This window comes from Wolbachia endosymbiont (group A) of Sphaerophoria taeniata (assembly GCF_947250735.1).
GTDB lineage: Bacteria > Pseudomonadota > Alphaproteobacteria > Rickettsiales > Anaplasmataceae > Wolbachia.
In genome coordinates this window covers 1,205,129-1,226,055 of sequence record NZ_OX366344.1, presented here as the reverse complement: position 1 = coordinate 1,226,055, position 20,927 = coordinate 1,205,129, and the positions used below count along the sequence as shown (strand labels likewise).

At 34.6% G+C, this 20,927-nt stretch carries 21 protein-coding genes, 2 other RNA genes and 1 pseudogene; 13 read left to right on the top strand and 11 right to left on the bottom strand.

Going from position 1 to position 20,927, the window contains the following annotated elements:
* Window positions 1-364: 364 nt before the first annotated feature.
* From OOK84_RS06040 to ffs, 3 genes are all read right to left on the bottom strand, one after another.
* A complete protein-coding gene (locus OOK84_RS06040; protein WP_064125278.1) occupies window positions 365-679 on the bottom strand; it encodes a YbaB/EbfC family nucleoid-associated protein in 315 nt (104 codons plus the stop codon).
* A 21-nt stretch (window positions 680-700) separates the two neighbouring features.
* The gene (dnaX, locus tag OOK84_RS06035; RefSeq protein ID WP_264731594.1) at window positions 701-2,185 is read right to left on the bottom strand and encodes a DNA polymerase III subunit gamma/tau; all 1,485 of its coding nucleotides are present in this window, start codon (window positions 2,183-2,185) and stop codon (window positions 701-703) included.
* A gap of 15 nt (window positions 2,186-2,200) precedes the next feature.
* An RNA gene (gene ffs / locus OOK84_RS06030) (signal recognition particle sRNA small type) lies at window positions 2,201-2,300 on the bottom strand.
* Window positions 2,301-2,519: 219 nt separating this feature from the next.
* Here ffs and OOK84_RS06025 point away from each other — a divergent pair.
* The gene (locus OOK84_RS06025; RefSeq protein WP_064125276.1) at window positions 2,520-3,173 is read left to right on the top strand and encodes a glutathione S-transferase family protein; all 654 of its coding nucleotides are present in this window, start codon (window positions 2,520-2,522) and stop codon (window positions 3,171-3,173) included.
* A gap of 1 nt (window position 3,174) precedes the next feature.
* Here OOK84_RS06025 and OOK84_RS06020 read toward each other — a convergent pair whose 3' ends face one another.
* Window positions 3,175-3,822: an O-methyltransferase gene (locus OOK84_RS06020; RefSeq protein ID WP_264731592.1), complete on the bottom strand. Its 648-nt coding sequence runs from the start codon at window positions 3,820-3,822 to the stop codon at window positions 3,175-3,177.
* Between the two features lie 258 nt (window positions 3,823-4,080).
* Here OOK84_RS06020 and OOK84_RS06015 point away from each other — a divergent pair, with 258 nt between their 5' ends.
* Complete coding sequence (locus OOK84_RS06015; protein ID WP_253309235.1) at window positions 4,081-4,359, top strand: DUF2671 domain-containing protein; 279 nt, start codon at window positions 4,081-4,083, stop codon at window positions 4,357-4,359.
* Window positions 4,360-4,388: 29 nt separating this feature from the next.
* Here the strand turns inward: OOK84_RS06015 and OOK84_RS06010 are convergent, their stop codons facing one another.
* The 3 genes from OOK84_RS06010 to ssrS all read right to left on the bottom strand — a co-directional run bounded on the left by OOK84_RS06010 (window position 4,389) and on the right by ssrS (window position 5,783).
* Window positions 4,389-5,087: a DsbA family protein gene (locus OOK84_RS06010; RefSeq protein ID WP_253309234.1), complete on the bottom strand. Its 699-nt coding sequence runs from the start codon at window positions 5,085-5,087 to the stop codon at window positions 4,389-4,391.
* A 53-nt stretch (window positions 5,088-5,140) separates the two neighbouring features.
* Window positions 5,141-5,602 carry a type II toxin-antitoxin system RatA family toxin gene (locus OOK84_RS06005; protein WP_253309233.1) on the bottom strand — a complete coding sequence of 154 codons (462 nt, stop codon included), beginning with the start codon at window positions 5,600-5,602 and terminating at the stop codon, window positions 5,141-5,143.
* Window positions 5,603-5,621: 19 nt separating this feature from the next.
* Window positions 5,622-5,783, bottom strand: a non-coding RNA gene (gene ssrS, locus OOK84_RS06000) — 6S RNA.
* Between the two features lie 109 nt (window positions 5,784-5,892).
* Between ssrS and OOK84_RS05995 the strand changes: the two genes are divergently transcribed.
* Together OOK84_RS05995 and OOK84_RS05990 are read left to right on the top strand one after the other, a co-directional pair.
* Window positions 5,893-6,483, top strand: a complete 591-nt coding sequence (locus OOK84_RS05995; RefSeq protein ID WP_253309232.1) for an MlaC/ttg2D family ABC transporter substrate-binding protein — start codon at window positions 5,893-5,895, stop codon at window positions 6,481-6,483.
* Window positions 6,480-7,769 (top strand): bifunctional folylpolyglutamate synthase/dihydrofolate synthase, encoded by a 1,290-nt coding sequence (locus OOK84_RS05990; RefSeq protein ID WP_264731590.1) that lies wholly within the window; start codon window positions 6,480-6,482, stop codon window positions 7,767-7,769. The genes OOK84_RS05995 and OOK84_RS05990 overlap by 4 nt, the downstream gene beginning before the upstream one ends.
* A gap of 944 nt (window positions 7,770-8,713) precedes the next feature.
* Here OOK84_RS05990 and ndk read toward each other — a convergent pair.
* Window positions 8,714-9,133: a nucleoside-diphosphate kinase gene (gene ndk, locus OOK84_RS05985; protein ID WP_253309229.1), complete on the bottom strand. Its 420-nt coding sequence runs from the start codon at window positions 9,131-9,133 to the stop codon at window positions 8,714-8,716.
* A 113-nt stretch (window positions 9,134-9,246) separates the two neighbouring features.
* Between ndk and OOK84_RS05980 the strand changes: the two are divergent.
* From OOK84_RS05980 to OOK84_RS05965, 3 genes and pseudogenes are all read left to right on the top strand, one after another.
* Window positions 9,247-10,007, top strand: a pseudogene (locus tag OOK84_RS05980) (hypothetical protein).
* Entirely contained in the window at window positions 10,008-10,955 is a 948-nt protein-coding gene (gene hemH, locus OOK84_RS05970) for a ferrochelatase (protein WP_253309227.1), read from the top strand. It abuts the pseudogene before it with no gap.
* 78 nt (window positions 10,956-11,033) lie between these two features.
* Window positions 11,034-11,855: a hypothetical protein gene (locus OOK84_RS05965; RefSeq protein WP_264731583.1), complete on the top strand. Its 822-nt coding sequence runs from the start codon at window positions 11,034-11,036 to the stop codon at window positions 11,853-11,855.
* Window positions 11,856-11,858: 3 nt separating this feature from the next.
* On the opposite strand, the gene gshA is transcribed toward OOK84_RS05965, so the two are convergent.
* Window positions 11,859-13,019 (bottom strand): glutamate--cysteine ligase, encoded by a 1,161-nt coding sequence (gene gshA, locus OOK84_RS05960; protein ID WP_264731581.1) that lies wholly within the window; start codon window positions 13,017-13,019, stop codon window positions 11,859-11,861.
* A 115-nt stretch (window positions 13,020-13,134) separates the two neighbouring features.
* On the opposite strand from gshA, the gene hslV reads away from it, so the two are divergent.
* Together hslV and hslU are read left to right on the top strand one after the other, a co-directional pair.
* Complete coding sequence (gene hslV, locus OOK84_RS05955) at window positions 13,135-13,689, top strand: ATP-dependent protease subunit HslV (protein WP_096617344.1); 555 nt, start codon at window positions 13,135-13,137, stop codon at window positions 13,687-13,689.
* 1 nt (window position 13,690) lies between these two features.
* The gene (hslU, locus tag OOK84_RS05950; RefSeq protein WP_264731578.1) at window positions 13,691-15,181 is read left to right on the top strand and encodes an ATP-dependent protease ATPase subunit HslU; all 1,491 of its coding nucleotides are present in this window, start codon (window positions 13,691-13,693) and stop codon (window positions 15,179-15,181) included.
* Between the two features lie 68 nt (window positions 15,182-15,249).
* On the opposite strand, the gene OOK84_RS05945 is transcribed toward hslU, so the two are convergent.
* Window positions 15,250-16,191 (bottom strand): FKBP-type peptidyl-prolyl cis-trans isomerase, encoded by a 942-nt coding sequence (locus OOK84_RS05945; RefSeq protein WP_264731576.1) that lies wholly within the window; start codon window positions 16,189-16,191, stop codon window positions 15,250-15,252.
* Window positions 16,184-16,975 (bottom strand): polyprenyl synthetase family protein, encoded by a 792-nt coding sequence (locus OOK84_RS05940; RefSeq protein ID WP_253309222.1) that lies wholly within the window; start codon window positions 16,973-16,975, stop codon window positions 16,184-16,186. Before OOK84_RS05940 ends, OOK84_RS05945 begins: the two co-directional genes overlap by 8 nt.
* Before the next feature lie 145 nt (window positions 16,976-17,120).
* On the opposite strand from OOK84_RS05940, the gene acpP reads away from it, so the two are divergent.
* The 4 genes from acpP to thyX all read left to right on the top strand — a co-directional run bounded on the left by acpP (window position 17,121) and on the right by thyX (window position 20,927).
* Window positions 17,121-17,381: an acyl carrier protein gene (gene acpP / locus OOK84_RS05935; RefSeq protein ID WP_341811841.1), complete on the top strand. Its 261-nt coding sequence runs from the start codon at window positions 17,121-17,123 to the stop codon at window positions 17,379-17,381.
* A 13-nt stretch (window positions 17,382-17,394) separates the two neighbouring features.
* Window positions 17,395-18,663: a beta-ketoacyl-ACP synthase II gene (gene fabF / locus OOK84_RS05930; RefSeq protein ID WP_264731574.1), complete on the top strand. Its 1,269-nt coding sequence runs from the start codon at window positions 17,395-17,397 to the stop codon at window positions 18,661-18,663.
* A gap of 122 nt (window positions 18,664-18,785) precedes the next feature.
* Window positions 18,786-20,063 carry a UDP-N-acetylglucosamine 1-carboxyvinyltransferase gene (gene murA, locus OOK84_RS05925; protein ID WP_264687745.1) on the top strand — a complete coding sequence of 426 codons (1,278 nt, stop codon included), beginning with the start codon at window positions 18,786-18,788 and terminating at the stop codon, window positions 20,061-20,063.
* A 9-nt stretch (window positions 20,064-20,072) separates the two neighbouring features.
* On the top strand, window positions 20,073-20,927 hold the full coding sequence (gene thyX, locus OOK84_RS05920; protein ID WP_264731572.1) for an FAD-dependent thymidylate synthase: 855 nt from the start codon (window positions 20,073-20,075) through the stop codon (window positions 20,925-20,927).

Here is a 20,927-nt window from a genome sequence, read left to right as displayed (position 1 = left end):
TTTATTAATGAATAAATAGAGTTACACGACTTTTTTACTCTTGATTTTTTGGTATAGCTAACACAGGTAAGATTTACTATCGAAAGACCTCGTCATCCCGCTGCTTGTTAGCGGATGAGATACCGTGACGGTATGACGTAGGACTGCTGTCATTCCGCCACGTGTTAGCGGGATCTAGAGATACCGTGACGGTATGACGTAGGACTTGCTGTCATTCCGCTACGTGTTAGCGGCTGAGATACCGCGAATGAACCGCGGTATGACGTAGGGCTGTGCTAGCTATAGGTGCATTATATGAAGAAGTACTGGCGTTAGAAATATTAAAAAAGAAATACTTACACTAAAAGAAACTTCAGTAGTGAATTCAAAAAGGAAGTTTGAACCCAGGTGGTAAACCCATCATACCTGCAAGATCAGAAGTTGCATTTGCCATATCTTCTTCTGCTTTTTTAACGGCATCATTAAACGCTGCTGTTACTAAATCCTCTACTATATCTTTTTCCTCATTTCTCATAAGTTCTAAGTCTATGTTCACCTTTTTAGCTTTATAGCTACCTATTTTTATGACTTCCACTAATACAGAAACTTTGCCACCACCAGAAATACCTTGAAACTCTTTCCCAACATATTTTTCTTGAGCTTCTGCAAGCTTTTTTTGCATCTCTTGCGCTTGTTTCATTATTTGACTAAAATCCACAACTTACTCCTTATTTTCTATATTAACTACTTTTGCACCTTTAAATGTATCAAGTATATCCTTAACTGCAGGTGCATAATTTAAATTACTCACTTCCCTATTTATATAACCCGTATCAACTGTAATAACCCACTCCTGCTGAGTCAACTGGTTTAAGTAATTTTTTAAATCATTGCAAAAATTACTATCCAACTTAGATACAGCTTTTAATTTTAAATATCCAGGTTTACAATCTATTAATTGTAGATTATTACACAGTTGTTTGTAAAGATAAATTTGGTTACTCCGCCTTAATAGTTGCAAAACTTTGTCAAAATCATAATTTTGTTGCTGTTCATTTCCTATACTATGCGTATTTCCCTGCTGTGCATTCTGCGAAAGAATTTTTTTGACCACTTGTTCCGGAGAAGGCAGATCAGAAAGATAACAGAGGCTAATTAACATCATTTCAGCAGCAACATCGTTGCATGTTGAAGTTTTTATATCTTGAATACCTTTAAGCAACACCTTCCACAATCTCGAAAAAAATATTAAAGACTTCTTTATACTTAAATCTTTTATCCTGTTCTTTTCATACTCTGTAACTGCATTATCAATTTCTTTTGTAATCAAAAAACGGCATACTAACTGAATTGTTTGCAATAGACCTTCAAAAATACTAAGTGGGTTTGCTGTTTTTATCGCCTTGTCAAACACTGATAGAGCTTTCTGTAAATCACCTTCTAATATTGCTCCTAATAGATCGAATATAATATCTTTATCCACTAGGCCAAGTATGTCTATCACATTTTTAGTGGATATTGCACCATCTTTGCTATATAGCACTGCTTGATTCATCAAAAACAAGGCGTTACGCATTGAATTTCCAGAATGTCGTGCAATTAACTCTAATGCCCCCTTTTCAATGGAATAACTCTCTTTTTGTGCAACATCATTTAAACGTTCTACTATTTTAGCTACAGGAATGTTGTGTAAATCAAATCTTTGACAACGTGCAATAATAGTTATTGGTATCTTTTTTATTTCTGTAGTTGCTAAAATGAATTTTACACTAGAGGGTGGCTCTTCTAGGGTTTTAAGTAATGCGTTAAATGCACTGCTGGATAACATGTGTACTTCATCTATAATGTAGACTTTGAATTTAGAGCTTATAGGTGAATAGCAAATATCTCCCAGGATTACTTTAACATCGTCAATGCTAGTGTGACTTGCTGCATCGATTTCAATTACATCTGGATGGCTTGAATTTTTTATTGCTAGACAATTTTCACATGATCCGCAAGGTTCAAAAATTGGCCCCAGGGAACAATTCAAACATAAAGCTATTATCCTTGCAGTGGTGGTTTTACCAACTCCACTACTACCAGAGAGCAGTATAGACTGTGGGATTTTGTTTAAAATAAAAGCATTTTCTAATACACGCACTAATATATCTTGACCTACTAGATCTTTGAAGCTACTAGGACGATGTTTTAATGCTATATTCATAGCCTCGGATAAAACAAATAATGAAATAGGTATGCAACCCAAAAAGGTTCTGATATGGCTGCTTCATTTCTGATCTGACCAAATTACAGAGTTTTTGCCTGCATACCTTATAAAATATTATACTTTTTTTTTTATTTAACAAGGTATATCCTATATTAACCTTAATAATTTATATGTTAGATCTCTTGCAACATTATTTTGGATTAAACAACTGTTACCTAAAATACTCTTCTCTTGTCATCCCAACTTGGATCCAGAGAAAAAAGATGTGGATTTCAGTGTCACACACTGGAATAACAACCTATAGGTACTGGGATAACAAAAGAGGAATATTATGATTTTATATCATTTTCCTCTTTGTCCATTTTCACGAAAAGTTAGAACTTTTCTAAAAGAAAAAAAATTAGGCTGCGATCTAGTGTATGAAAATCCGTGGGAAAAACGGAATGAATTTATGGAGATCAATCCAACTGGGCAAGTACCAGTATTAATAGATAATAACTTTGTAATAGCGGATAGTAATGCCATTTGTGAATATATAGAAGAGACTTACAATAGCGACGTCAAATTACTTGGTTCATCCACTATTATTAAGTCTAAAATACGTGCTCTAATCAATTGGTTCGACAACAAATTTTACAATGAAGTTACTAAGTATATTATGAATGAAAAAGTAATTACTAACCGCAGCCCTGACTCTAGATTTCTTCATGCAGCTCAGCATAACCTGCCTTGCCATATGGAATACATCGAACACTTAATTAACAAGAACGTTTGGCTTGCAACTGATAAGTTCACTTTGGCTGATATTGCTTTAGCATCGCATATTTCCGTAATGGATTATGTAAGTAGTTTTCCATGGGAAAAAAGTAAAATTTTAAAAGAATGGTACTCCATTGTTAAATCAAAGCCTTGTTTTCGTGAGATATTATTAGAGAGAGTTTCCGGTTTAACCCCTCCTAAACATTACGCTGACCTTGATTTTTAACTTATGTTAGCTTTAAAGCTACAGTCATTCCTTCATCAGTTGGAATCAATATAGAGAAATATTTCTTTTCATCTGATAATCTATTATTAAACTCCCTCATAGCATGCCATGATTTTTCTGATACTTCTTTTGGAGGCGATTCTAAAAATACTGTATTAAATAATAGAGTGTTATCTGCAACGATTAGCCCATCTTGTTTAATGTATGACTCTGCCCAATCTAAATACTTAGGATAACTACTTTTGTCAGCATCGATGAATATCATGTCAAATGGTGCCTTTGCTGATAATTCATTAATTTTTTCCAGTGCATCACCTTCTATTAGAGTAATTTTATCACTTAGATTAAAAGCACTAAAATTTTTTTTTGCTATTCTTGAGTGTTGAGGATTATTTTCTATTGTATATATATGACCTTCTTTCAGTAGAGCTTTTGCCATGCAAATCGACGAATAACCGTATAACGTGCCAATCTCAACAATACTTTTGATTTTATGGATTTTTATAAATAAACTTAATAGCTTTCCTTCTTCAGGGCCAATCTGAATATGTTGCTTTTTTTCAAGAATACAATATTCTTCTATTTTTTTATATTCTTTTGCAAATAGATTTCTTATATATGATAATTTTATACTAAAATTATTACGCATTACGTTTTATATTATAAATTAGGGAAGCTTAATTCATACACAGTTTATAAATATAATAATATAGTTTAAAATAATAAAAACATTTATTTTAAGTTATTATTTCATAGTATAAAATTTTAAGTGACAAAAATTATTATATATCGTACTATGGTTAACTAGTATAATAAACAATCGATTATTATACTAGAATTAAAGGGATTGTTTATGCGCATTTCTCTTTTTAAAATATAATTTTTATAATCAATTAGAGGGGGTTATATGTCTTATACTATTGCTAGTGAAGTTGAAACGTTAAACAAAAAATCTAACAAGAATGAAGGGGTTATGTTACTACATAATCCAGCTTATCGTGAAAAGTATAAAGAACGTTTTAATGAAGCTCAGAGAAAAGTTATGGATATGGTTCAGTTTTATGATGGGACAATAGTATTAATAGAGAATAAAATCGCTATGTATTACTACACTTGGCACAGTAAAAAAAGAGAGTTTGAGCGTAAAAAACAACAAACAGTAGTGAAAAACAATGACTCAGCATAGAGTCTTTTATATGGTAAGCTACAGTGGTATTACTTCACTATAGCTTTTCCATATAATTTATCTATCACATCAGTAAGATATTTCAGCTCTTTATACCCTTCATGTTTAACTTTATTATGCTCTATATATGACTTACCATCATCGTTAAGCTTGATGAAAAATATTGGAGTGGCTGTGATACCAAGTTTATTGATTGCCAGTGATTTATCATTTACGATTTTATCCATAATTTTCTTATCATTAATGCATTGGTTAAATGCATCTTGCTTTAAGTTGCTTAGTGCAGCAATTCTTTGTAGTAAAGTCAAATCACTTAAATTGTAGTAATTCCACGAATCTATTGAGTTAAAAACAGCTTTGTTAAAATTAAAGTAGTCTTCTTGTTTTTCGTAGCAATGACTTAGCATTGCAGCCTTTAGCCCTCTGTAATCCAAAGGAAAATGACGAAATATATATAACATCTTACCTGTGTCTATATATTTCTCTTTAATTTTAGGAAAAACATTCTTATGAAAAAGAGAGCAGTGATAGCAAGTTAATGAAGCATATTCTATCATTAGAATTGGTGCTTTTGGATCTCCTAATAATTTATCATCAGGTAATAGTGATAGTAACTCCTTTGATGTTATTTCATTAGTTTCTTTTTGAATATGTTGGTTACTGGATTTAACAACTGCATAAGAATTAACACTCATAAGAATTAGTAAAAACAATAGTCTGAAAATCATTACAATACAAACACTTAACTTACTAAAAAAATTACATATTTATATTAATAATGTCAAGATAACTTTTGTTTAGCAAGGCTTTCAGCCCTATCTTTAAATGCAGCAATTATTTTACTCTGTGTATATTTATATACTGAGTTTAATAAAGTGGAAAATGAGTTGGACTTAAACTTAAACTCTATATAAAACTTTACCATAGTTTTATTTTCATCTATGGGAATGAATTGCCATTCATTGTATAGATGTTTAAATATTCCATTTGATGATACAGCTTTTATCCAACCTTCATTTGTTCCACTTGGAGAAAGAAAGGTTACTTCTGATGTGTACTTTCCTTTAATTCCATGAAAAACTGCGAGAAGATCCACAACCATTTGGTTGTCAATTTTTTCTTTTATATAAACGGCTTTGCACCAAGGAACAAAATCAGGATACCTTTCAACATCAATTACAATTTGGAATACTTCATTAGGCGAACATAGGAAGGTACCTTGTTCTCTGCATTGATGAAGCATAAATTTAGTACCAATCAAAAAAGGATCCGTATCTACCGTCAGCCTTAGTAGATTCCTGAGACCTGAAGTTAAGGTGGGCATCGCATATTAGTTTCAACGAAACCAGCAGAGGCAATTCCCTTCTCTAGAAATTATCGCTCGGGAAATTTAACTTAACTCATAACGCATAGCACAGACCCTTACTTGAATTATAGATGATTTACACAGGGCATGTCTATAGGTATATTAAAGTCAGCGATTATTATTTAATCTTTATTAAATTTTGCATTTTAAGTATTATAGTTTATCTTATGAACATTACTAAAGTTTTAATCATTATTGTTTTTATTGCAATTTCTTCAAGAGCTTACACTAGTTGTACAGATCACAAAATTTTTGTGCATACTATGAAGCAACAAGTGGATGGTATATCTACAAAAGGAAATAGAAAAAACCTAGGGCATGTACACGAAAAGCTTCAGGAGGTCATTCAGAATAATGTTAACCTCAAAGGAATATCGCAATTCGTTATAGGAAAACATTGGGCTTTAGTTAAACAAAAAGAAAAAGAAGATTTTTTAAGAGAGTATGAAGTGTATCTTACGCGTTTGTGCGTTAAAATTTTATATAAATACATGCATGATAGTGAAATGATCATAATGAGTACAAAAGCAGTTGACGATGAAACTTGCTTAATTGGTACAAGATTTTCTTACGGTGATGAAGAATTTACAAATATTGATTTTAAAGTTACTAAAAATAACAGTTCTTTCTTGATAAGTGATGTTGTAATGAGTGGAATAAGTATTGCTATTAATCAACGTTCTCAATTTAGTGAAAAAATCGACACGCATGGCATAGCAAGCGTTATAGCTGAATTAAAATGCAATAACAATCCATGATATATATGCCTCATTGGCCTAAACCGCTTGGTAGTAGACCAAAGGATTTTTCTCTTGATCGCATAAAAAGCTTTCTAAATAAATTGGACAATCCTGAGAAAAAAATGCCTCCCGTAATTCATATAGCTGGGACTAACGGGAAAGGCTCAACACTAGCATTTATAAGATATATAATGCAAGCAGCAGGGTATAAGGTCCATGCATACACTTCTCCACATTTGGTGAATTTTAATGAAAGAATAGTTATTGCAGGCAGTTATATCGACGATAATGAATTATATAGCTTATTAGAAGAATGCCGTGCCGTGATTGCAGAACAACCTATCACTCTGTTTGAAGCTGCAACTATTGCAGCTTTTTTAGCTTTTTCTCGTCATAAAGCCGATATTACTTTAGTTGAAGTAGGTATGGGCGGAAGACTTGATGCAACAAATGTTATAGATAGTCCGATTTTAACAATAATTACTTCCATTGCACTTGATCATACAGAATATCTTGGCCCTACTGTAGAAATTATAGCAGGTGAAAAGGCTGGAATAATGAAACCTAATGTTCCTTGCGTAATAGCACCACAAGAAAAGTCTGTGATGAGTACACTAGAATTCCATGCAATAAATAAGAAATCTCCTCTATATAGAGGAGGTCTTGAATGGAATTGCAAAAAAAAGAACAACAAAATGGTTTTCCAATCAGCTATTCAATCAATAGAATTTCCTTTGCCATCTCTGAAGGGTGAACACCAAATAATCAATGCAGGAAACGCCATTGCAGCATGTAGTATTTTAAGTGGAAAATATGGATTTGATATTGGAGAAGAGGATATCACTTCAGGTTTACAGCGTACCTACTGGCCTGCACGACTAGAGCTAATAAAAGAGGGTAATTTAATTTCCCTACTACCGAAAGATTGGCAATTATTTTTAGATGTTGCGCACAATAATGACGGTGCTAGAGTGCTATCTCAGTGGGTAAAAGATAATTTTGCTGAAGGTATCTATATAATTTTTGGTGTTACTCGTAACAGAAATGTGGCAGAGTTCTTAGAGCACTTAAAGCCATATATCAAGCTACTATGTGCGGTTTGTGTTAAGTCTGAACCTAAAGCAACAAATACAAATTTGATTAGGGAAAAAGCCAATAACATAGGAATAAAAGCAGTTGAATGTGAATCAATTGGCGATGCAATATCAAATCACATATTAAAAGCCTCTATCCAAAACATCAAAACCATACTAATCTGTGGCTCATTGTTCCTAGCTAGAGACTTCGCTATGGAGAATAACTAACTTTGATGATATGTGAGCATTAACTGACCGATGGGAAAATGACTTTGATTATTTATAGTATTGTATGAAGCGACTAAAATTGTCATTACAGCGCTTAGTGTACGACAGTGCTCCAACATTTAGGGTTGCAGTTTACTTGTAAGCAAGCAAACTGAGTTGGTGAGTATAAAAGTATAGCTTCTACGTCATAACGCCGCGGTATCTCTAGATCCCGCTAACAAGTAGCGGGATGACGAGATGCCACCGCGAACCGTCATACCGCGATTCATTCGCGGTATCTCTTAGCCGCTAACAAGCAGCGGAATGACGAATTTGTCGTCATGCTGCCTCGAACCGTCATACCGCCGCGGTATCTCAGCCGCTAACAAGTAGCGGGATGACGGTTGTCGTTTAGCTATAAATATTTAAGAAATTTACCAAACGAAAAAAAAGGCAAAAGAAGCCCTAGTCATTGTCTATTTTCAGTATTGGCGTTTTTTAAGTCTTAAACACTGCAATTTAGCTGCTTTTAAATGCAACTCACCTTAGTTTAAATATTTAAGAAATTTACTAAGCAGAAAAAAAGGCAAAAGAAATCCCGTGTTAGCTAGTTGTCACTTTCTAATCCTGCAAATTGGCGTTCTCTACTGTCTTAAACGCTTTGTAAGCGCGTTTCGGCTTATATAGCTAGAAATGTTGTGAAGACATAAGGTGCACATAGTGCGAAAAATTAAAAATAAGACGCCAAGTACGTTGTTTTTTTTGCTGTTTAATCTGCACAGATGAAGATAACTGAATACCTTCAGTACCATGATAAGAGGGCTGGCGGAGTTTGTCAAGGAATTTTTTCGTTTCTATGTTGTCAGCTACTTGGATTTGCCACCTGTTAATTACAACGTTCGTACAGATGTATGCTTGACATAGGATCCAGAAAATTTAGTTATATATAGGAAAATCTGATTTGACTACACCAACTCACGTTCAGCAAAAAAGAAAGCTATCTCCTTACGAGCATTTTCTAGACTATCCGAGCCGTGAACTCTATTTTCACTAATGTCATCAGCAAAATCACCCCTGATTGTACCTTTATCTGCCTGCTTTGGATCGGTAGCTCCCATGATTTGTCTGTATTTACTTACTGCATTTTCACCAACTAAAACTTGAACTATCACAGGACCAGAAGTCATAAACTCTACCAATTCCCCAAAAAAAGACCTATCTTTATGAATTTCATAAAACAGCTCTGCTTGTTTTTTTGTCAGTAACATCATTTTTTGTGCTATAATTTTGAGCCCAGAGCTTTCAATGTATGAATTTATCTTGCCTGTAATATTATTTTTTACTGCATCAGGTTTTAATATCGAAAGTGTTCTCTCAATTGCCATATTATTTCCTTATATAAAATAGTATATTTATAGATTTATTTTATTGTAAATTTTGATTTGATAAAAGCAGTTTTTTATTTATAGTTAAGAATAAACCATCAAGGAGGTATTGTATGGGTTACTGTCGTAAAAAACTAGCAAATAATCTTAAGTCATCAATTTTTTGTGGAACAAAAGGATTTTTGACTTTTAATTTGGCATTTTTAAGCTTTTTGGAATATAGCTTACATCATAATACAGAATTAAAAAAAGGTGCTGCCTTTGCAATGAAAAGGAATACTATTCCATTGCTTGAAATGGCTATCATAGTGCCATTTGTTTGTTTTGCGCTGCCAGCTATGGTAGGCAGTATGAGCCTCATGCAATGCGCACTTTTATGTGCTGCCTTAATGATTGCCACATGTTTTATTGTCAGAACTTTTCATCTGCGTGAGAAGTTAATGAAAAAAATCACTAACCATATTAGAAAAGAAATAGACGAGGAATTTAAGAAAGATACTATAAAATTTCCTATCTTTGATCAAAATAGAAAACACACCGAGTATAATTCGCCTAACTCAGGGCGACTACTGGATGAAACAAGTAGCACCTCTCTTTTCGTTAAAGTTTACTTTTTCCCCTCAAGGTTCTTCTGAATGTCATGCAAAGTTGTATAATGCTATCTTTAGCTGCTGTTGAACTTCTTGAAACGGTACCAAGTCTTTTTGTCGATACATTTTTCGATTGGAACTTCACATCCACCAAGAGTAACCTGAAGAGATCAGGCCACTTATTGTATGCCAGTGTAAGAAATTTAGTGCCTATAACTAAATTTGATGAGTGTGTAGCTAATTTTATAGGCACCCCAGAAGTAACTTGTTGTAGTAGTGCGTAGGTGAAAAAGGCAGTTATCTTATTTAATCTTGGCGGGCCTGATTCACTAAATGCGGTCCGTCCTTTTTTATTCAACCTTTTTTATGACAGGAGAATAATCAATCTACCGAATCCCTTTCGGTTTCTTTTAGCAAAGTTTATATCTGCGAAACGAGAAAATACTGCACGAAAAATATACGAGGAAATCGGAGGTAAATCGCCAATTCTGGAGAATACAAAAATGCAAGCTAATGCTTTAGAACTAAAATTAAATGAAGATAGAAACCATGTACACAAGGTATTCATTTGCATGCGCTATTGGCATCCATTTGCTGACGAAGTTGTTAAAAGTGTAAAACAGTTTGATCCTGATGAAGTAATTTTGCTGCCACTATACCCTCAATATTCAACTACCACAACTTTGTCATCCATCGAAAATTGGCAAAAAAATGCTAAAAAGCATGGCCTAAAATGCAATACAAAAATAATTCATCATTATTATGACAATGAAAACTTTATTGAGGCTCATACTAACTTGATAGCCAAGTACTACAAATTAGCCAGCAGGATTGGTAAGCCAAGAGTCCTATTTTCAGCTCATAGCTTGCCCCTTAGCGTTATTAAAAAAGGCGACCCTTACGCTTCACAGGTAGAAAGAAGCGTAGAGTTAATAGTAGAAAAGTTAGCTATCAATAACTTAGATTGGTCAATATGTTATCAGAGTAAGATTGGTCCTGTAAAATGGCTAGAGCCAAGCACTGAAAGTGAGCTATCACGTACAAAAGCTGATGGTGTACCTGTAGTTTTATCACCTATATCTTTTGTTTCTGAGCATTCAGAAACTCTAGTTGAACTTGATATAGAATATAAAGCAATTATCAAGGATGGATATTATTTTCGCGTACCAACTCTCAGTATTGATTCCTTGTTTATAAAATGCTTAGCCGATTTATGCATAAATCACCCTTAAAGTCCTGATTTATAGAGCTTTTCTTCAAGGCTTTTATGTGATAGAATAAAAGGGAGTTATTATTTTGTTAACTATTTCATGCCAAACAAGCTAAAAAAGAAATCTAACATACTCGCACAAAAGGTGCATGATATTTATGATCATGATTTCAGGAAGGTAATCTGCATCACAACAGGTTTAACAGCCCTATTGTGTAAGATTTCACTGCAATTTTGCTGCGAGTTCATTGACAATAATAGATCCAATATCTTTCTTATACGGAATGTTGCTCGACTAGTAAAGTTTCCGACATCTATTCTATATATTGCCCATTCTGCATTTACTCTACAGGATCTAATTAAGGATTACAGAAACCCTGAGAGTAAAAAAGAGCTGGCAAAAGTTGTGGGTAAATCGGCTAATCTTGCAAGCAGCATCATAGAAGCATTGATGATGTTGAAAGTCATCCATTTTTTTACTAGGGGTAATGCAGACGTAATAAGTCACATTCACTTAACATCAACGATCCTATTTCTGTTTATTTCGGAACCTATAAGCTACTATTATTCATGGAGAAAATACTTAGATAATAAGGATCCTGAAAAGTCTGCTAAGTGTAAGAAGGACCTTATTATCAGCACATTAACTTTGTCATTAGGTTTGTTAAACTTCATATTAAAAAGAATGGAGACTGCAACCATACCAATAAACTTAGGTAATGGTATAATCTATAATTTCAACTTAAGCGTAACAGTTAGCATAATATATAGTGCAGTATTTCTGGCAGTTCAGCTTGACAAATTGTTTCAACAACCTGTCAATGATGATCCTTCCACTGAACTTGATAATGCTGGCCATAACCATATTCAGCCCGGTAATGATGATAATGATCTGCCCGATGGCAACGCTGTGGGAATGTAAGGGTTAGAGGTGAAAAGATTTTATTTCTACTGCCAACGCTAGTACTGCTAATTTGCCAACAATACTCCAAAGTGACAGAATTTTACCTTCCACAACCTGGCTAACATCATGAAACTCACAGTCAGTGGCATTCAAGCTAGAATATACATCTTTCCTGCTATTAGATCGGTATAAGTAACATGTTGGAGTATCTCCTATATAGTATATCAGCGGTTCTGCAGAACTGCTTTTAAATATGTCAATGGTTGGTACACCTTCTTGTATAATAACGCTATTGATTGCTATTCCTTCTTTTATCTTTTTCATTTTATGACGCTTTTTTTTATTGAGATTTAATATTTCCTCTCCACTTGTTGCTGTTATAATGCCCATCCCATATGTGCCATTGCTTGCTTTGATAAAAACGTAAGGTTGTGTTTTTATTTCATATTCCTCATATTTTTTTTGCACTAGAGATAATATTTGGTCAACTTTAGTCGCTACTGCTCCTAGTGATGAATCATCATTAAAGTCAACTCCATTACAGCTTTCTGTAAGCACAGAAATAAGCCATGGGTCCATTTTAAATTCGCTACAAAATTCGGACGCTAATTCTTGATAGATTTCAAAATACTTAAATTTCTGTCTGCTATGCCAACCGTATAGTGGGCTTGGTACTATATCTTGCTTTACGTCTTTTAGCGTGTCTGGAATGTGGCTCGTCATATCACGATTCAGTATAATAACATCAGGCACAAATCCTGAAGTTGTCTTTAGCAGAGAGTTTTCTTTCACGATAGTTTCATATGGTTCTATTAAATTATATGCTTCGTTGTGAAAGAGGCCAATTCTAGTTTCAAAACCTGCGAGCTGCAGTACTTTCTCTATAACAAATACGTTTTCTATATACATTTTATTTCGTGTGTAATTCTCCGGTATTATAAGAGTCTTTTTATATTGTTTTGTTTCAAAATAACTTTTTATTAGTTTTGCTGCTGTTGCTCTTGATGTCTCACTTAGATTGTTGAACCCTGCAGGAAATAAATTAGCGTCCACTGGGGCAATTTTGTAGCTGGAGTTTCTAAGATCTATAGAGCTATAAAATGGCAATGTAAGGCCGTTAAATTTTGCCTCAAACCAATTATTTATACTTTTTTCCAAATCTGGGTGAATTATGTTTTGCATCTACACTTTAAATGTTATAAGGAAGGTATTATATTATAAGCTATAATTAAACATATTTAGCAAATTTGACTAAAGATTAAAGTATAATGAGATTCTTATTTAAAGTAATAGAAAAATGATTCAACACGATAACAATAAAATGTATGGAACTACTATACTGTCAATTAGAAAAGATAAAAGCGTAGTAGTAATAGGTGATGGACAGGTTTCACTGGGCCACACTGTTATAAAATCCGGAGCAAAAAAAGTTAGGCGTCTTTCTGGTGATTCTGTAATTGCCGGTTTTGCTGGAGCAACAGCCGATGCATTTACTCTCTTTGAAAGACTAGAATCTAAACTTGACAAGCACCCAGGGCAATTAATGAGAGCATGTGTTGAACTTGCAAAAGACTGGAGAATGGATAAATATCTAAGAAAATTAGAGGCTATGATGATTGTTGCAGATAAATCTATTTCATTAGTAATTACGGGAACAGGTGATGTTCTTGAACCTGAAGATGGAATCGCAGCTATTGGCTCTGGGGGAAATTTTGCTCTATCTGCAGCAAGAGCTTTAATTGACATTAAAGGAATATCAATAGAAGAGATTGCAAAAAAGGCTATGAAGATAGCTGGCGATATATGTGTTTATACAAATCATAATGTAGTTATTGAAAAGATAGAGGAGTGATATGTCTTCCAAGCAAAAAACTTTGTGCACTAATTTTTCCAATCAGCCTATAACCCTTTCAGAAGGGCGGCCTTGTAGTAGTGACAACTATGATGAAAAAAATGACCTCTATAAAGATACTAAGAGTGGTTTTGATTCAAATGACAGCGATATTCAAGTTAATGACAGTACTCAAGTTTTGTTAGATGACCTGCCACCACAGAAGATAGTTAAAGAATTAGATAGATTCATAATCGGACAGGATGATGCAAAGCGTGCTGTTGCTATTGCGCTCAGAAATCGTTGGCGTCGCAATCAGGTTCCATTTCCATTGCGTGATGAAATCATACCTAAGAATATATTGATGATCGGTCATACAGGGGTTGGTAAAACTGAAATAGCTCGCCGCTTAGCAAAACTTGCCGGTGCACCGTTCATAAAAATTGAGGCAACGAAGTTTACTGAAATAGGATACGTTGGACGTGACGTTGATTCGATAATACGCGATTTAGTTGATGCAGCAATAGTTTTAGTTAAAGAGAAAGCCCGTAAAGCCTTAGCTAACAAGGCTTTAATTTTAGCTGAGAAAACAATAGTAAACTCTATGGTAGGCGAAAATGCAACCGAAGAGAGTAAAAAAATTTTTAGAGAAAGGTTGAGGAATAAAGAGTTTGAGGACGGAGAAGTTTCTATTAACGTCAGAGAGAGCAAGAGTATGTTACCTACTTTCGATATACCAGGCATGCCAGGTGGGCAAGTTGGTGTGATGAATGTAACAGAAATAGTGGGCAAGATGTTTAACGGGAGCAAAAAAACAAAAACTATTACGGTGAAGGTAAAAGAAGCGCGTGAAATATTAATTAATGAAGAAAGTGAAAGGCTAATCGATGAAGATAAGATAATCAAAGAAGCCATTGATCTTGTTAGTAATGACGGTATAGTATTTTTGGATGAAATAGACAAAATTGCAGCGCGTACAGAAGTAAAAGGTGAAGTAAACAGAGAAGGAGTGCAACGCGATCTGTTACCACTACTTGAAGGAACAACTGTTACAACTAAGTATGGCCATGTAAAAACAGACTATATATTATTTATTGCATCTGGTGCTTTTCATCAGTCTAAACCATCTGACCTCTTACCGGAATTACAGGGCAGATTACCGATCAGGGTAGAACTTAAGGCACTTACTCAAGAGGATTTAATAAGAATATTAAAGGAACCAGAATCTAGTTTGTTAAAGCAGTACATAGCTTTAATGAAAACAGAAAATGTGATGCTTGAGTTCACTGATGATGGTATAAAAACCATAGCTGAAATAGCGTTTACAGTTAATAGGCAAGTGGAAAATATAGGCGCAAGAAGGCTTCACACTATCATGGAGAAGCTTTTAGATGAAATAAGTTTCATTGCTTCTGAGAAAAATAGCGAAAAATTCATTATAGACAGCAAGTATGTAAAAGATAAACTTGAGTCAATTTCGAAGCAGCTTGATTTATCTAAGTTTATACTTTAGGAAAAACAAAAAGCCTACTTTAAGTAGTATAGAGAGTGTTCAGAAGGTCAGCCAGTAAACCTAAAATTTCAGCTATATTCTTTAGGCTGTTTTTCAACAGTAGAATGGTGTGCTGCGACCTCTTGCTTAATATCTAAGCTTAAGTCAATTATTGAGATATTTTCTTCATCATAATCTATGTCTTTTATTAACATATCGTCAGTAATAGTCAAAAGGTCAGGCGGAGAAAGAATAGTTCTTTTATTACCAGCTCTCATTCCCACAACTCCAAGCTCTATAGCAAGTGGTATTTTTTTATCGCCAACCCTAAATTGCACTGTTTGATCTTTGACTATATATTCCCCATTATGCTCCTTTACGCTATATTTAACTGATATCTCATCACCGCACCTTACTTGTTTTCCAGTCTTGTTAATTAAGTCATTAAAAACCATCAGATTATTCACTGAGTCGGGATATTTATCCTTTACTTCGATCAGTTTGACGTAATAAGAATTAAAATTCATTTTGTTATCATTGGCAATAGTAACTACACGCTCTCCGCCTTCTTTCATACCTATCACCCCTAAACCCACTTCTTTTAGGTCATCTTGACCTATTTTCAAAGTAACATCAGAAACTTTGCTAGGGAGTGTTGCTGAGTTATTATTAGAAATTTTATATATTTGCAATAGGACTTCCATGCCACAGAAAGCCTTGCTGCCACTGCCTTCAGTAATTTCATAAAAATTTATCGAATCTTCTTCCTTTTGCTGCGTCATTTCTTCTAAATATTCTGTTAGCCCATGCTTTTCAATATAGCGGTCGAGTGCTGATTCAAGTATTGGCTTCACTAGATAATGTGCTATTGTCTGTATCAAACCACCATGCGTGGCACTTATCTCATAAAGCTTGTCCTTTTTTCCCGGTTTACCTTTGTTTATATAGACAATAGTAAACATAAAAGCAGAGGTTAAAGTGAGAATCATTACTATGGAAATAAGCATTTGTAATATAATTTTTCTAACCATCTTTCTTTACTTGATTCAATAAATCATATAAATAATTAGTATCCCCTGAAAGCGCACTCAAATTATCCAAGCCTTGTTTAAAGAGGGCGTCTATATAGTCCTCTACTTCACTTTTACCAAGTACAGACATTAGATTATTTGTTTTATCTTGTTCGTAATCTTCAATATCATCCTTAGCTTGAAAGATAAGCCCTAGGTTTATCCCGTAGTTATATAACGCTTTACGTTGCTTATCTGTAGCATTCCCTATTATAGCACCTATTTCACATGAAGCTGCAAATAGTTTTGCGGTTTTCATCAAATGAATTTCTTTTATTTTGTTAAAATCTGCACCAATATCTAAAATCTGTCCTCCTACCATTCCCCTAATTCCTATTGCCTGAGAAAGAACTTTCATGATTTCACAGCATTTCTCATTTAACGAAGATAATACCTCAAAAGCCAGAGTAAGTAGTGCATCTCCGGCAAGCACTGCTGTTGCTTCATCAAATTTTTTATGGCAGCTTAGCTGGCTTCTGCGAGTATCACTGTTGTCCATGCACGGTAAATCATCGTGAATTAGAGAGTAAGCATGAACAAATTCAATTGCTGCAGCAACTGATATTACTTTTTTAGCTTCCGCGTTAAACACTCGCGATGAAGCTACGACTAAAAAGGAGCGTATATGTTTTGCAGGAGCAAGGAGTATATAACGCATAGCTGATATAAGCTTATTCTCGCTATTTTCTGGTAAAAGTTTATTTACTTCTACAATAAGCAAATTTTTTGTTGTTTCGTCTAGCATTTTTGAATTGTTAATTGTTTAGCACGTAACGCTAGCCAGCTAGGGCAGTAGAAAACTTTGCTGTAGTTTACCAGTTATAAAAGATATTGCAAACATAAAAATTTTTTATAACATCAAAGAATAGGTTATTTTTTTGGTAAGAAATGTGAATAGCGAACTAGCAAAGAGCACTAGAGAAGACATAGAAGAGAAAGTGAAAAAGATTATACTAGAGCACATTAGTAAGGATGTAGAGAAATTCAACAGCTCTTCAAAGCTTTCGGAGCATGGTGCAGACAGTTTAGATGCAGTTGAAATCATCATGGCAGCAGAAGAAGAGTTCGGAATAGAAATTCCAGATGAAGACGCACAAAAAATGGAAACTATGGAGCAAATAGTTGAGTACATTAATAGTAAAAAAGGCTAATAGTTAGTGTTAAATGAGCAGAAGAGTAGTAGTCACTGGTGTTGGTTTAATCACTCCACTAGCGGCAGATGTTGACAACACTTGGTCAAGGCTGATAAAAGGCGAGTCTGGCATAAAAGCAATCAATACAGATAGATTTGACTCTTCTGATCTTGCTTGCAAGGTTGCAGGGCAGGTGCCTGTGCAATCCGATAACATTGAGAATTACTTTAATCCTGTAGGTTATATTTTTGAAAAAGATCTAAAAAGAACGGATCGTTTTATTCATTACGGCATTGCAGCAGCGATTCAAGCTGTGGAAGATTCATCTTTAGAAGATTCAAAAGTAGATAGAGAACGTGTTGGCGTAACTATTGGCTCTGGTATAGGTGGTCTTCCGTCAATTCAGGAAAATGTTATTACCATGCAGGAAAAAGGGCCCAGACGTGTCAGTCCATTTTTTGTCCCTGCAAGTCTAATAAATTTGATATCTGGCCATATTTCTATTAAATACGAATTTATAGGTCCAAACGATTCAGCAGTAACCGCATGTGCAACAGGTGCGCATGCAATCATAAATTCAGCAAGAACTATAAAACTTGGTGAAGCAGATATTATGATTGCAGGTGGAGCAGAAAGTGCACTGTGTAGAGTTGGAATTGCAGGTTTTGCGTCTATGAAGGCATTATCAACTAAATTCAATGATAAACCGGAAGAAGCTTCAAGGCCATGGGATGCAGAACGCGATGGTTTTGTTATGGGTGAAGGAGCAGGTATATTGGTGCTGGAGGAATACGAACATGCAAAAAAAAGGGGGGCAAAAATACATGCTGAACTGGTTGGGTACGGACTCACAGGAGATGCGCACCACATTACAGCACCACATCCAGAAGGAAGAGGCGCATTTAAGGCAATGCAGCTTGCCTTAAAAAGTGCGCAAATTAATCCAAATCAAGTAGGATATATCAATGCACATGGAACTTCAACGCCACTTGGAGATAAAATTGAAGTAATAGCAATGAAACAGTTATTTGGTGACTACGTTTATAAAATACCTGTTTCTTCAACTAAATCTTCTATAGGACATTTACTTGGTGCTGCAGGGAGCGTTGAAGCAATATTCAGTATTCTTGCGTTAAATAATGGAATTATTCCGCCAACCTTAAATTTACATAAACCTTCAGAAGGATGTGATTTAAATTTTGTACCGTTTAAAGCTCAGGAGCATAAAATTCAATATGCACTTTCTAATTCGTTTGGTTTTGGTGGCACTAATGCATCGCTCATCTTTGGACAAGTGTAATCAATTTTGCTGCTAAATAGCTAAAATGTACGAACATTATGATCTGTGATAGCTATATTATCTGTAATTTGCCTTTTACTGTCGATTTACTATACTTATTTGGTAAGATCTAGCTTAATTAAATGCACAAAATATTAGTAAGTAGTAACCATAAACCTCTGGTCGGAAAAATCAAGATTAATGGCTCAAAAAATGCTGTTTTACCGATAATGGCAGCAAGTCTATTGAGTAGCTTCTCGGTAATTTTGCATAATGTACCTGATTTAATTGATGTGCATCTAATGTCTAAGCTGCTTGAGAGTCTTGGAGCGAAAGTGAATTTTACACGCAATAAAGATTATAAAGCAAATCATACTTTGGAAATTGATTGCAGTAATATCAACAATCACGTAATGTCACACGAAACTGCAAGTAAGCTGCGAGCATCTCTTTTAATGCTAGGTCCAATTCTCAGTAGATTTGGTAAAATCACAACAGTCTTTCCTGGTGGATGCAATATCGGAAAGCGTCCCGTTGATATGCATATCAAAGCATTAGAAGAAATGGGAGCTAAAATTGAAGTTGAAGGCTGTAATATAATTGCAACAGTGAAAGGAAAGCTACAAGGAAAAGAAGTTATACTTGAGAAAATAAGCGTTGGTGCAACAGAAAATGTAATAATGGCAGCAACACTTGCAGAAGGAGTGACAATAATAAACAATGCTGCAACGGAGCCGGAAGTTCTTGATTTAATAGAGTTCCTAAAGAAAATGGGTGCTAATATTGAGATTAGTGATACAAGGATCACAATAACAGGAGTTGAAGAATTAAATGGATGTGTTCATAAAATAATACCAGATCGCATAGAAGCAGGCACCTATGCACTAGCTGCTATAATAACCGGTGGTAAGTTGGAGTTAGAAGGAATAAGTCTATCTGATATAAGATGTATTGTGAATGAATTGAAGGCTATAGGGGCTAATGTTGAACTATATAATGAGGGGGTTATGATTTCCAGAAAAAATTGCTCTATTAGGTCTGCTAACATTGCAACAGACCCATACCCCAACTTTCCCAGTGATATGCAACCACAACTGATGTCTGCAATGTGCATCGCTGATGGGATATCAGTAATTGAAGAGAACATTTTTGAAAACAGATTTGCACATGCAGATGAATTGAGAAAGTTAGGCGCTAATATCAGCATCGAGAAAAGCAAAGCTACTATAAGTGGAATAAAAAGCTTATCTGGAGCTAATCTGTGTGCCACTGACTTAAGGTCAACAGCAGCTTTGGTACTTGCTTCTTTGGTAGCTGGTGGAGAAACTACAATAAATAATTCGCATCATTTATGGAGAGGATATGAAGCAATGCACGAAAAACTCAATTCATGTGGAGCTGATATTTCCATTTCATCTTGAGGATATTTTATGAATGAAGCAACTAAACGAACTACAGTAAAAGAAATAGATGAAATCTTATATGAAGAACATAAGGTATTAGACCATGGATTTATTCGAGTAGTGGATTATATGGGCTCTGATAGCGCTATAGTTCAAGCTGCTCGTGTTTCTTATGGCAAGGGAACAAAACAGATAAGTCAGGATGAAGCACTTATAAAGTATTTAATGAGACATCATCATACAACTCCATTTGAAATGTGTGAAATTAAGTTTCACGTGAAACTTCCAATTTTTGTTGCAAGGCAATGGATAAGGCATAGAACTGCAAATGTGAATGAATATTCGGCAAGATATTCAATACTTGACAATGAATTTTATATACCAAAACCAGAACAGATTGCAAAACAATCTGATAATAATAAACAAGGTAGCGGTGAAGCTTTTGATCCGGATACCTCAAAGGAAATAATAGATTCTCTAACAAACGACTCTAATTTAGTATATTCTCATTATGAAAAATTTATTGAGCAGGGGCTTGCAAGAGAAATTGCCCGAACTAATCTAACGCTTAATTACTACACGCAATTTTATTGGAAAATAGATCTGCATAACCTCCTTCATTTTTTGAAGCTTAGAGCTGATAAGCATGCCCAATATGAAATCAGAGTTTATGCAGAAGTTATGCTGGATATAATGAAAAAATGGGTCCCATTGGCCTACAATGCCTTTGTTGAATATTGCCTAGAATCAGCTTGTATTTCAAGAACTGGTCTAGAAATAATTCGCAAATTAATTAAAGGGGAAAACGTTACTAGAGAAGAAAGTAATATTGGTAAAAGAGAATGGGACGAGCTGATGTCTATACTTGATAAACAATCTTAA